This window comes from Arthrobacter sp. C2, from assembly GCA_024207135.1.
Taxonomy (GTDB): Bacteria; Actinomycetota; Actinomycetes; order Actinomycetales; family Micrococcaceae; genus Paeniglutamicibacter.
Genome location: CP042428.1, coordinates 68,776 through 81,340, shown reverse-complemented (window position 1 = coordinate 81,340; position 12,565 = coordinate 68,776). Strand labels below are relative to the sequence as shown.

The window sequence follows — 12,565 nt, the reverse complement described above, 5'->3', positions numbered from 1 at the left end:
GCTGCGGGCCCTTGTTGGCTATGTAATGTCCGGAAATCCGGCTTCGGTTGCAGTTGTTGCAGGAATTCTTCTATCCGCCCAGTCCACGGTGGAAAAGCGGGCCACCGATTCGTTGTCTGCGTCCAGCACCACCAGGGCGTCGAAGCGTTCCCCGGCCAGCAGTCGTCCGAGCCACATTGCCGAGTCGTCCCACATCCGCGCCAGCGGCAGGTGTCCCACCGGGTACCAGGCCGGGACCAGTTCCTCCGAGGCGGCGGCCATGCCGGCAAAGGCGGAGGTGAGGAAGACGGTGCAGTCCATGTCGGCGGCCGGCTTGGCGGGAAAGCGGAAGAAGACCCGCGCCGCGGGTTCCAAGGAAGAGCTCTGCGCGACGAGCGCGGTTTCCTCGAAGAGCTCGCGCACCGCGGCATTCTCGGGGCTCTCCCCCGGCTCGATCTTCCCGCCAGGGGCCACGACGCGTCCGGCACCGAAGCCGCGTTGCTTGTGGCCCAGCAGCACCTGGGTGCCGGTCAGCCCGCGCAGGATCGGCAGGCACAGGACGACTTGGGTGGGTGTTGCCGCAAAGCTCTGTGCCATGGTGGGGGTGCTTCCTTAGAGGTTCGCGCGCGGGTGGGCTGCGGCGTAGATTTCGCGCAGGGTGTCGGCCGTGACCAGCGTGTAGACCTGCGTGGTGGTGACGGAGGCGTGCCCCAGCAATTCCTGGACCACGCGCACGTCGGCCCCGCCCTCGAGCAGGTGCGTGGCGAAGGAGTGGCGCAGGGTGTGCGGGGAAACGTCTTGTTCGATGCCGGCGCGCTCGGCGGCCTTGGTGAGCACCGTCCAGGCGGATTGGCGCGAGAGACGACCGCCGCGTTGGTTCAGGAAGAGCGCGGCGGTGCCCTTGCCCTTGGCGACCAGTTCGGGTCGTCCGCGGACCAGGTAGGCGTTCAGGGCATCGATCGCGTACGAGCCCAGCGGCACGATCCGTTCCTTGGAGCCCTTGCCGAAGAGCCGCACCACAGCCGGTCCGCTGGCGGGGCGTTCCAGGTGCAGGTCATCGACGTCCAGGCCGACGGCCTCGGAGATACGGGCTCCGGTGGAGTACAGGAATTCCAGGATGGCCTTGTCGCGCAGGCCGGCGGAGGTCTCGATGGAGACCGAGTCAAGGATCGCGGTGACCTCAGCGACGGAGATGGCCTTGGGCAGGCGGCGCCCGGCCTGCGGCGGGTGCAGGTCCACGGCGGGGTTGGTGGGCGCCAGGCCTTCGAGTTCCCAGAACTTGTGCACGCCGCGCACCGCGACAATGGTGCGTGCGGCCGAGCGGGCGCTCAGCGGTGCGGCACCGTCGGCTCCGTCGCGCACGGCCTGGGCGAACGAGGTCAGGTGTCCCAGGGTCACCTGGTCCGGGGTATGCACGTCCTGGCCATGCAGGTAGGCCGCGTAGCGGTACAGGTCGCGTCGGTAGGCGCTGACGGTGTTCCGCGCCATGCCGCGTTCGACGGCCAGGTGCTGCAGGTAGCTGGCCAGGTGCTTGCCGATGGGCAGTTCCGTCGGATCCGGCCCTGGCTGCGGGACCGGGTCGGGAACCGGGGCCGGGTCGGGAACCGGGGCCGGGTCGGGAACCGGGGCCGGGTCGGGAACCGAAACCGGGTCCGGAACCGTTTCCAGCCGGAGGGTCGAATCGACGGGGCTGATGCGCACCGTCGGTGCCACGCCCGGGCGGGGCAGCGAAACCGTCTCGGGAACCACCGCAAGGCGCATGGTGGCGTCGTCGGCTCCTGTGTGCATGTTCTTTTCCGTGCCCCTTTAGAGCCGTGGCTCGGCGGAGCGCAGGCGCGGGTGGGCCTCGAACGGGACATCGACCGGGCGCAGCGAGGCGTAGCCTCCGGTGCGTGCCGCGGCGGCTGCCAGCAGGCCGGCCACTGCGGATGGGTTGTGGATCCGTCCGGCCAGGACACCGGCGACGGCCTCGTCCAGCGGAACCCAGGCGAGGGCCATGTCGGCTTCCTCGTCGGTGCGTTCGTGGCGTTCGTGCTCCGGGACCGGGCTCGCATTGCGGGCCAGGTAGATGCGGATCGCCTCGGACGAGGAACCCGGGGAAAGGAAGAGGTCGACCAGCACTGCCCAGTCGGCGGCGACCAGGTCCGCTTCCTCGGCCAGTTCGCGGGCTGCGGCCAGGTGCGGGGCCTCGCCGTCGATGTCCATCAGCCCGGCTGGGATTTCCCATAGGTTCATGCGCACCGGGTGGCGGTACTGGTTGATCATCAGCACTTCGTCGGCGTCGTTGAGCACGAGCACCGCGACGGCGCCGGGGTGGTCGATGTAGTCGCGGACCAGGGGCGCCGTGTCGGGCGCAAATTCAAAGGTGTCCTGCACAACGTCCCAGATGCGTCCGTCGTAGACGGTCTCGGACGAAAGCAGGCGGCGAGGGCTGAACGTATCGCCCAGCGCCTCGCCGTCTGTCATGGCCATGATGCTACTTGCCGGCCTTCTGGTGTTCCAGCCCGGCCTTGACCAGCCCGGCGAAGAGCGGGTGCGGGCGGGTCGGGCGGCTGGAGAGCTCCGGGTGGGCCTGCGTGGAGACGTAGTACGGGTGTACGTCCTTGGGCAGTTCCACGAACTCGACCAGCTTGCCGTCCGGCGAGGTGCCGGAGAAGACCAGCCCGGCCGTCGCGAGCTGCTCGCGGTAGGCGTTATTGACTTCGTAGCGGTGGCGGTGGCGCTCGGCCACCGCGGTCTTGCCGTAGGTCGCAGCCACGACCGAGCCCTCGGTGAGGGTCGCGTCGTAGAGGCCCAGGCGCATGGTGCCGCCCAGGTCGCCCTTGCCGTCGACGATGTCCAGCTGCTCCTGCATGGTCGCGATGACCGGGTGCTTGGAGTCCGGCTCGAACTCGGTGCTCGAGGCATCGACCAGGCCCACGACGTTGCGGGCGTACTCGATGACCATCGACTGCAGGCCCAGGCACAGGCCCAGGGTCGGCAGCCCGGTTTCACGGGCATACTTCAGGGCGCCAAGCTTGCCGTCCAAACCGCGGATGCCGAAGCCTCCGGGCACGCAGATCGCGTCCACGCCGGCCAGTGCCTTCTTGGCGCCTGCCTCGGTGGAGCAGTCGTCCGAGGGAACCCAGCGGATCTGGACCTTGGCCTTGTTGGCGAAGCCGCCGGCACGCAGGGCCTCGGTGACCGAGAGGTAGGCGTCGGGCAGGTCGATGTACTTGCCGACCAGCGCGATTTCCAGGTGGTGCTTGGGATTGTGGACCGCGTCAAGCAGCTTGTTCCACTTGGACCAGTTCACGTCCTTGAACTTCATGCCCAGGTGCTGGACGATGTATGCGTCAAGGCCCTGGGAGTGCAGCACGACGGGGATGTCGTAGATGCTCGGGGCGTCGGCGCAGTTGATGACCGCTTCCGGATCGACGTCGCAGGTGCGGCCGATCTTCACGCGCATCTCGTCCGGGATGTCCCGGTCCGAGCGGATGACCAGCGCGTCCGGCTGGATGCCGATGGAGCGCAGCGCGGCCACGGAGTGCTGGGTCGGCTTGGTCTTCAGTTCCTGGCTCGGGCCGATGTACGGCACCAGCGAGACGTGGACGAAGAAGACGTTCTTGCGGCCGATGTCCTGGCGGACCTGGCGGGCCGATTCGAGGAACGGCTGGGACTCGATGTCGCCAACGGTGCCGCCGATTTCGGTGATGATCACGTCGGGGGCCTTCTTGCCCTTGCCCGGCTCGGTGGCCGGCAGGCGCATGCGGCGCTTGATCTCATCGGTGATGTGCGGGATGACCTGCACGGTGTCGCCGAGGTAGTCGCCGCGGCGTTCCTTCTCGATGACCTCGGAGTAGACCTGACCGGTGGTCACGTTGGCCATTCCGGTGAGGTTTTCGTCCAGGAAGCGTTCGTAGTGACCGATGTCGAGATCGGTTTCGGCGCCGTCGTCGGTGACAAAGACTTCGCCATGCTGGAAGGGGTTCATTGTGCCCGGATCCACATTGAGATACGGGTCTAGCTTCTGCATGGTGACGGAGAGCCCACGTGCCCGAAGAAGATGACCGAGGCTGGAAGCCGTCAGTCCCTTTCCGAGGGAAGAGGCCACGCCACCAGTGACGAAGATATGCTTTGTCGTTTCAGACGACCGGGAATCACGAGAAAGATTACGTTGCACCACGGGGTTCTACCCTATCACCTTTTCGTTGTTGGACGGTTGGGAAAGACTCTACAGGCTAGCGGGATGGGCCATGCGAAATCCATGGTTCAGGAAAGCGAACTGACGAGCAGTTGGGCCTCGCCCAGCAGCTCCTCGGCGTGGGCCTGGGCGGTGGAGGAATCTTCCTGGCCCGCCAGCATCCGCGCCAATTCGCGCACCCGCTCGGCCTCGTCCAGCAGCACGACGTCGCTGGCGGTGAAGCCCGCACCGTCCGCGGCCGCCGCATTCGAGGACTTGATCACGCGCACGTGGCGGTCCGCGTAGGCGGCCACCTGCGGCAGGTGGGTGACAACTATCACCTGGACGTGCTTGGCGAGCATCGCCAGGCGCTTGCCGATCTCCACGGCGGCCTTTCCGCCGACACCGGCGTCCACTTCGTCGAAGACGAAGGTCGGCACGGGGTCCACGGCGGCGAGCACCACTTCGATGGCCAGCATCACCCGGGAGAGCTCGCCGCCCGAGGCTCCCTTGCCCAGCGGGCGCGGGGTGGTTCCGGCGTGGGGCTGCAGCAGCATGGTGATCGCATCGATGCCGTAGCGGTTGGGTTCGGTGAGCTTGTCGATCTCCACAACGAACTTCGCATCCGGCATGGCCAACGCGGCAAGCTCCGAGGTGACCCGGGCCGCCAGGTCCTTGGCGGCCTTGGCGCGCAGCTTGGAGAGCTTCGCTGCCGTCTCCGCGACCTCGAGGCGCAGGGCCTCGGTTTCGGCGCGCAGTTCCTCGATGCGCCCGTCGTCGCCCTGGATCTCGGTCAGCCGGGCGCGGGAGGTCTCGGCCCAGGCAATCACCTCGTCGATGTCCGGGGCGTACTTGCGGATCAGCCGGTTCAAGTCGGCCCGGCGTTCCTCGAGCGCAGCGAGCCGCTCGGGGCCCTCGGCGTCCAGGTCCGAGAGGTATGCGGCCAGGTCCGTCGACACCTCTGCGGCGAGAATGCCGATCTCGTTGAGCCGTTCGGCCAGGGACTTGATCTCCGCGTCGTCGGCGGCGACCTGTTCCAGGGCGTGCCGCGCGATTTCCACCAGGGAAATGACGCTCGGTGCCTCGTAGTCCTCGGAGTTCAGCGACTCGTGGGCGAGGTTCGCGTTGGAGCGCAAGGCCTCGATGTTCGAAAGCCTCAGGGACTGGTTCTTCAGTTCGACGTCCTCGGCCGGCTGGGGATCGACCGCGTCGATTTCCTCCAGCGCCGCCTGCAGCGACTCGGCCTCGCGGATGCGTTCGCGGGATGCGGCGACAAGTTCTTCCAGCTCGCTCGAGGCGCTGCCCCATTTGTCGAAGGTCTGCTGGTACGTGCCAAGCAGCTTGGCCAGCGGGGCTCCGGCAAACTTGTCCAGCGAGGCGCGTTGCGCCGTGGCGCCCTTGAGCCGCAGCTGGTCGGTTTGGCCGTGGATGGCGATCAGGTCCTCGCCCAGTTCCGCGAGCACTCCCACGGGGGCCGCGCGTCCGCCGACCGAGGCGCGGCTGCGCCCCTCGGCGGACAAGGTGCGGGTGATGATCAGTTCGGCCTGGTCCTCGAAGCGTTCGACCAGCGCTCCGGCCTCTTCCGCACGGTCCAGGACCTTGCTGGTGGCAGGCAGCAGAAGCGTTGCATCGGCCACCGCCTGCTTGGCACCGTGGCGCACCGCGCCGGCGTCGGCGCGGCGCCCGAGCAGCAGCCCGAGAGCGGTGATGACCATGGTCTTGCCGGCACCGGTTTCGCCGGTGACCACGCTGAAGCCCGGGCCCAGCGGCAGGGTCGCCTGGGAGATGACGCCCAGGTCGCTGATGCGTATTTCCTGTATCACAGTTGCCTCCGATGATCCTTGTCCCCGAGGGTTTCCGGTTCGGGTTTGGGCGCGTGGTGTCGCGGCTCGATGACCTGCATGGCGGGGGTGATGACCGGAAGCGCGGTCGTGGCGGTCACCCGGTCCCCGGGTTCCACCGGTCCGCGCCAGCCTTGGATGGGTAGTTCGAACTTGTTGACCAGCCGCTCGGAGAACGGGGTCTGGTTGACCCGGGCCAGGCGCACCGGCTTGGTGGAGCGGGTGACCTCGATGCGGGCCCCGGGCGGCAGCTCGATGGTGCGCCGGCCGTCGCACCAGAGCACCGCACCGGCGTCGGTGCGGGTGAGGATCTCGATGGCCAGCACCGAGGTGGGTGCCACGACCAGGGGCTTGGCGAAGAGCGCGTGCGCGCTGATGGGGACCATGACCAACGCCTCGACCTCCGGCCAGACAACCGGTCCCCCGGCGGAGAAGGCGTAGGCGGTGGAACCGGTGGGGGTGGCCATGACCACGCCGTCGCAGCCGAAGGTGCTCAGCGGCCTGCCGTCGACCTCCATCACCACCTCGATCATGCGTTCGCGGTTGGCTTTTTCGATGGCGGCCTCGTTCAGCGCCCAGGTGTGGGCAATGCGCCGGTTGTCCAGCCAGACCTGCACGTCGATGGTCATGCGTTCCTCGACGGTGTAGCGGCGTTCTACGATCCACTGCACGGTCTCCTGCAGGGCTGCGCGTTCGCTTTCGGCCAGGAAGCCGACATGCCCCAGGTTCACGCCAAGCAGCGGGACCCCGGCGTTGCGGACCAGTTCCGCGGCGCGCAGCACGCTGCCGTCTCCCCCAAGCACCACGCCCAGGTCGATGGCCTCGAGGCTGGTGTCTTCGTCAAGGACCTCCACGTCGAGGTTCTCGCCTTCCGGGGTGTTTCGGACGGCCTGCATTTCCAGCCGCCGCATCACCGGGATGAGCCCGGCCAGGCGCAGGCGTGAGCACGTGTCCACGGCCGCCATGAGGGCGTCGGTGCGACCGGTGTGGGTGAGGACCAAAATCCTGCGCATGGGTTCCTTCCTCGGCGGACCGAAGGTTAGGACATCTGTTCTGATGCCGCCAGTCTAAGAATAGTCAACACCGGGCCACGCGTCGGTGCCGACGCGGGCTTGTGGAGAAGCATCGGGAATGTGACCGGCACCTTTGCCCAGCCACAGGAAGAACTCGACGTTGCCGTCCTGGCCCGGCAGCGGGCTGCGGGCGAGGCCCAAAACCTGAAGCCCTGACGCGGTGGCCGAGGCCATCACCGCATCCACCGCCTTGCGTCGCTGGGTCGGGCTGGAGACGACCCCGGTGCGGGAAAGCTGTTCGCGGCCGATCTCGAATTGGGGCTTGACCATCAGCACCAAGTCTCCGTCGGGTTCGGTGGCCCCGGCCAGGGCGCGCATGACCATGGTCAGCGAAATGAAGGACAAATCGGCCACGACCAGGGCCACGACGCCCCCGATGTCCGCCGGGTCCAGGTAACGCACGTTCATGCCTTCGTGCACGTGCACGCGGGGGTCCTGGCGCAGTTCGGCAACCAGCTGGCCGTGTCCGACGTCCACGGCCTCGACGTGGTCGGCGCCGCGGCGCAGCAGCACGTCGGTGAAGCCTCCCGTGGAGGCCCCGGCATCGAGGCAGCGCTTTCCGGCGACCTCGATCCGTGAGAATGCTTCCAGGGCCCCGGCAAGCTTGTGCCCGGCCCGGCTGACGAACTCCTCGCCGGCGGGGGCCTTGACGCTGATCTCGGAGGTGTCCGAGACGCTCTTGGCGGCTTTGGCCGCGATGGTGCCGTCCACGCTCACGCGTTGTTCGGCGATGAGTCGGGCCGCGTCGGTGCGCGAGCGGGCCAGGGAACGGGTGACCAATTCCTGGTCGAGTCGGCTCATGGGTGCTCCTGCGAGGTCGAATCGAGGTCCGCGGCAAGCGAGGCCTGCAGGGTCTCGAAGATGGCCAGGTGCTCGGCGACGGGGACCTCGGACAGGGTTTCCAGGACGTCGAGGTCGGTTGTCGCCCCGGCGGTTTCCGGCGGGGAGGCGGGCCGCGGTCCGGGGACCGGGACGCTGTTGGCAGGTGGTGTGTGGTTGTTGCTCGTCATCACCTTAGAGCCTATGGCTTGGCGGCGACGGTTTGGGAAAAACTGAGCTTCGGTTCGACGGCGTGTTCCTGGTGCGGGTGGGCCAGCCACCAGGCCGCGCATGCCGCGCGCCAGGAATCCAGGTCGGCTTCGTCGCCGTTGACCGTGACGGCATCGCCGTTGACCGAGGCCAGTGCAGCGCCGCAGCGGATGCCGAAGCCGGTGACCTCGACGACGGGGTAATCCGCGTAGAGCCCGGAGAGGTCCGCAATGATGTAGTCGGGGCGTTCCGCAGTGCGGGCGGCCAGGGCCGAGCGGGCCGAGTCTACCCCGGTGAGCACCAGGGCCGTGTTGTAGCCGGCGTTGTTGCCGCCCAGGATGTCGGTGTCGAGGCGGTCCCCGACCACCAGCGGCCGGGTGGCCTCGAAGGTTTCGGCCGCGCGTCGGAAGAGCAGGGGTTCGGGTTTGCCGGCCACCAGCGGCTGCACATTGGTGGCTGCGCTGACGGCTTCGACCAGGGAGCCGTTGCCCGGGGCGATGCCCTCGGCGCGCGGGATGGTCCGGTCGGTGTTGGTGGCAACCCAGATCGCCCCGCCCTGGATGGCGAATGCCGCTTCGGCAAGGTCCTTCCACCCAAGGGAAGGGTCGAAGCCCTGGATGACGCCCTGGGGAAGGTCACGGTGGCTGGCCACGATTTCCATGCCGAAGGAGCTGACGCAGTCACGCAGGTAGGCGCTTCCCACGACCAGGACCTTGGAGCCCAGGGGCAGTTCTTGTGCGAGAAGCTCGGCTCCGGCGTCTGCAGAACCAAATACTTGTTCTGCAGACGCCGGGGCACCCAGCTGAATCAGGTGCTCGGCAACGGCACCCGGTGACCTGGAGGCGTTGTTCGTGATGTACGCCAGGACGACCGAGTGTTCCTGCAATCGGTTCAAGGCCTCGATGGCCTTGGGGATTGCACCGTTGCCGGCATAGACGACGCCGTCGAGATCGGCGAGCAGCGCGTCAAAACCTGAGATCAGCATGGGTGAATCGAGTTCCTAGCGTTCGTCGTTTTCGTCCTGGTCGATGGCCGGGGACGCTCCGCGGGGTTCCTCGGCGACAGGTGCTTCATCGTCGAGTTCCGGGTTCGATTCCTCGGCCGGATCGTTGATCGATTCGGCTTCGACAACCTCGACGGCGTCTTCGTCTGCCAGCGATTCGCCGGCTTCGTCCGACGGGGTTTCCGCGTCGTCTTCTGCCTTGGCGGTCTCCGGCTCCACGATGTCGCGGGCACGCGGGCGGCGTGCATCGGTTTCGTCGTCTTCACCGAGGTCGATGATATCCGGCTCGGCGAATTCGCCGGTGCCGAGGGCTTCCTCTGCCACCGAGATCTGCTTGCGCCAGGTTGCGGCTTCCTCGTCGCGGCCCAGGTTCTCCAGTGCGTCGGCGTATGCGGAGAACAAACGCGGGCTGTAGCTGAACGCGCGGTTCAGATCCAGCTGCGGGATCTCGAGTTCCGCCAAGGCAGCCTCGAGGTTGCCCAAGTCGTGCTGGGCACCCGAAGCAACCATGGCCATTTCGACCTTGCCGTTGGTATCCAGTGTCTCTACGACTTCGCTGTGTGCAATTTCCAGCGTCTTTTCCGGACGACCGATGCCGCGTTCGGCGTCGGCAATCAGTGGAAGATGCAAGTTGGAACCGCTGATGCGGCGGTGAGTGCGGAACTCGCGCAGGGCTTCGGCGAACTCGCCGGCAGCATATGCGGCCAGGCCGACTGCTTCGCGGACCACTGCCACGCGGCCGCCACGGCGGCTGGCTGCGATGGTGTGCTCATAGGCAAGCTGCGGATCGATGTCGATCAAGCGACCGGCCATGACGAGGTGCTTCGAAACCCATTCGTTGTTGACATCGTCAAGGTAGCGCAGTTCCGCACGGGTGATGCGGTCCAGCTCCTTGCCGGTTACGTCATCGTCAATTTCCGGGGAACGGCCACGTTCCGGGCTGTTCGAGCTACGCAGGTCGGCCGGGTTGTGGTTACGACGTGCAGCCTCCTGGTCGCGCAACGCCTCGAGATCAGCGGTGCTGGTCTCGGTGCGCGGCTTGAATCCGCCACGGTCTTCGCGGGGCTTAAAGCCACCACGATCTTCACGGGGTTTGAAACCACCGCGGTCTTCGCGGGGCTTGAAACCGCCTTCGCGACGGTCTCCGCCCTGGAAGCCGCCACGGTCGTTGCCGCCACGGAATCCGCCACGGTCTTCACGGGGCTTGAAACCGCCTTCGCGGCGATCGTCGCCGCCACGGAATCCACCGCGGTCTTCGCGGGGCTTGAAGCCACCTTCACGGCGATCGTCGCCGCCACGGAATCCACCGCGGTCTTCACGGGGCTTGAAGCCACCGCGGTCTTCACGGGGCTTGAAGCCACCTTCACGGCGATCGTCGCCGCCACGGAATCCACCGCGGTCTTCGCGGGGCTTGAAACCGCCTTCGCGGCGATCGTCGCCGCCACGGAAACCGCCACGATCTTCACGGGGCTTGAAACCGCCTTCGCGGCGATCGTCGCCGCCACGGAATCCACCACGATCTTCGCGGGGCTTGAAGCCTCCACGGTCCTCGCGAGGCTTGAAACCGCCTTCACGGCGGTCTCCAGCCTGGAATCCACCACGGTCTTCACGGGGCTTGAAGCCACCTTCACGGCGGTCTCCACCCTGGAATCCACCACGGTCTTCACGGGGCTTGAAACCACCTTCACGGCGGTCTCCACCCTGGAATCCACCACGGTCGTTGCCGCCACGGAATCCGCCACGGTCTTCGCGGGGCTTGAAACCGCCTTCGCGACGGTCTCCGCCCTGGAAGCCGCCACGGTCGTTGCCGCCACGGAATCCGCCACGGTCTTCGCGGGGCTTGAAACCGCCTTCGCGACGGTCTCCGCCCTGGAAGCCGCCACGGTCGTTGCCGCCACGGAATCCACCGCGGTCTTCGCGGGGCTTGAAACCGCCTTCGCGGCGATCGTCGCCGCCACGGAATCCACCGCGGTCTTCGCGGGGCTTGAAACCGCCTTCGCGACGGTCTCCGCCCTGGAAGCCGCCACGGTCGTTGCCGCCACGGAATCCGCCGCGGTCTTCGCGAGGCTTGAAGCCACCTTCACGGCGGTCTCCACCCTGGAATCCACCGCGGTCTTCACGGGGCTTGAAGCCACCTTCACGGCGGTCTCCACCCTGGAATCCACCGCGGTCTTCACGGGGCTTGAAACCGCCTTCGCGACGGTCTCCACCCTGGAAGCCGCCACGATCTTCGCGGGGCTTGAAACCGCCTTCGCGACGGTCTCCGCCCTGGAAGCCGCCACGGTCGTTGCCGCCACGGAATCCGCCGCGGTCTTCGCGGGGCTTGAAGCCTCCGGCATTGCGATCGTCGCCGCCACGGAATCCGCCGCGGTCTTCGCGGGGCTTGAAGCCTCCGGCATTGCGATCGTCGCCGCCACGGAATCCGCCGCGGTCTTCGCGGGGCTTGAAGCCTCCGGCATTGCGATCGTCGCCACCGCGACGGAAGCCTCCGCTGTTGTTCGACTTAGAATCATTCCGGTCGCGGTTGTCCTTCGACCCGAAGCCCTTGTTTTCGTTTGACACTAGATGTGTTCCTCTCAAAAGGGTCTTCAGTTTTGGACCCCACGCATGAATCAGTGGACCTCCGCATCTCACGGAAGCCCACGCTAAAATCTTTTTGCCCTCACCCGGGCATTGAACGCCTGCATCTATCTTAGTCGAGGGTACCCAGTCGCCTCCGTGATTTACACCAATAGTGCGCAACGCAACTGATCCATACTACGGCAACAGAATGACATCCATCTCGACGAATACTCGCCCGCATGGCCCGCCTGGAGCCAAATTGCCAATCACGGCAATGCGGGAAACCTCTATGGACCAAAAGCGCAGAGTCCATAGAATCGCAGAACAGTCCGACGAATCGACTCATCACACTCAGAAACGGGTTCCGGCCCGACATACAGATTGCTTTGAGAGTTGCTCTGGGCCGTGTCAGTTATCATCACACATCACTGGGTGACACTTTGCTATTCCTTGATGGCATCCGGCTAAACGGCACAATGTGTTGGGGTTCGCGATGGCGCGGCGCCACCCCGGTGCGCCGGCACGCCCAGGCGTGGGATGGGCCGGGTCCGTGGTCGAAACCTTACCGTACAGGCCTTCGGCCCCCCGACCGGCCCCCCGGCCGGCCGGCCGGGTGCCGGTCCTTAAGCGGGTGCGGCCCCCGGCGGGTGCCGGGGGCCGGGAACGGGCGTTAAGCATCGGAACCCCCAAGCCACAGGCTTGGGGGTTCCGGGACAGGGTGTCCGGCGGTGACCTACTCTCCCACACCCTCCCGAGTGCAGTACCATCGGCGCGGTGGGTCTTAGCTTCCGGGTTCGGTATGGGACCGGGCGTTTCCCCCACGCTATGACCGCCGTAACTCTAGCCACGCACTGCCCGGAGGTTCTCCGGGGGCGTGAAAAATGGGTTACGACCACAATAGTGGTTGTTGTGTTGT

At 66.7% G+C, this 12,565-nt stretch carries 11 protein-coding genes and 1 rRNA gene; 1 reads left to right on the top strand and 11 read right to left on the bottom strand.

The annotated features are described in order from the left end of the window. Positions 1-18 precede the first annotated feature (18 nt). The 10 genes from FPY90_RS00385 to FPY90_RS00340 form a co-directional block, all read right to left on the bottom strand. Positions 19-576, bottom strand: coding sequence for an 8-oxo-dGTP diphosphatase (locus FPY90_RS00385; RefSeq protein ID WP_498683225.1), 558 nt, complete (start codon positions 574-576; stop codon positions 19-21). A 15-nt stretch (positions 577-591) separates the two neighbouring features. Then, complete coding sequence (xerD, locus tag FPY90_RS00380; protein ID WP_498683224.1) at positions 592-1,767, bottom strand: site-specific tyrosine recombinase XerD; 1,176 nt, start codon at positions 1,765-1,767, stop codon at positions 592-594. Positions 1,768-1,785: 18 nt separating this feature from the next. Next, on the bottom strand, positions 1,786-2,451 hold the full coding sequence (locus tag FPY90_RS00375; protein ID WP_071216913.1) for an NUDIX domain-containing protein: 666 nt from the start codon (positions 2,449-2,451) through the stop codon (positions 1,786-1,788). 4 nt (positions 2,452-2,455) lie between these two features. After that, entirely contained in the window at positions 2,456-4,144 is a 1,689-nt protein-coding gene (pyrG, locus tag FPY90_RS00370; RefSeq protein WP_071216914.1) for a CTP synthase, read from the bottom strand. An 86-nt stretch (positions 4,145-4,230) separates the two neighbouring features. Then, entirely contained in the window at positions 4,231-5,964 is a 1,734-nt protein-coding gene (recN, locus tag FPY90_RS00365; protein ID WP_071216915.1) for a DNA repair protein RecN, read from the bottom strand. Continuing rightward, entirely contained in the window at positions 5,961-6,995 is a 1,035-nt protein-coding gene (locus FPY90_RS00360; RefSeq protein WP_071216916.1) for an NAD kinase, read from the bottom strand. The genes recN and FPY90_RS00360 overlap by 4 nt, the downstream gene beginning before the upstream one ends. A gap of 54 nt (positions 6,996-7,049) precedes the next feature. After that, complete coding sequence (locus FPY90_RS00355) at positions 7,050-7,856, bottom strand: TlyA family RNA methyltransferase (protein ID WP_498683222.1); 807 nt, start codon at positions 7,854-7,856, stop codon at positions 7,050-7,052. Further along, positions 7,853-8,065 (bottom strand): hypothetical protein, encoded by a 213-nt coding sequence (locus tag FPY90_RS00350; protein ID WP_071216918.1) that lies wholly within the window; start codon positions 8,063-8,065, stop codon positions 7,853-7,855. The genes FPY90_RS00355 and FPY90_RS00350 overlap by 4 nt, the downstream gene beginning before the upstream one ends. A gap of 11 nt (positions 8,066-8,076) precedes the next feature. Continuing rightward, positions 8,077-9,069: an HAD-IIA family hydrolase gene (locus FPY90_RS00345; protein ID WP_083411550.1), complete on the bottom strand. Its 993-nt coding sequence runs from the start codon at positions 9,067-9,069 to the stop codon at positions 8,077-8,079. Positions 9,070-9,084: 15 nt separating this feature from the next. Further along, positions 9,085-10,089, bottom strand: a complete 1,005-nt coding sequence (locus tag FPY90_RS00340) for a hypothetical protein (protein ID WP_498683220.1) — start codon at positions 10,087-10,089, stop codon at positions 9,085-9,087. Here FPY90_RS00340 and FPY90_RS00335 point away from each other — a divergent pair. Then, positions 10,057-11,646, top strand: a complete 1,590-nt coding sequence (locus FPY90_RS00335; protein WP_498683219.1) for a hypothetical protein — start codon at positions 10,057-10,059, stop codon at positions 11,644-11,646. The two genes, FPY90_RS00340 and FPY90_RS00335, sit on opposite strands and share 33 nt — an antisense overlap. A gap of 723 nt (positions 11,647-12,369) precedes the next feature. On the opposite strand, the gene rrf is transcribed toward FPY90_RS00335, so the two are convergent. Continuing rightward, positions 12,370-12,486 (bottom strand): 5S ribosomal RNA (gene rrf, locus FPY90_RS00330). Between the last annotated feature and the right edge of the window lie 79 nt (positions 12,487-12,565).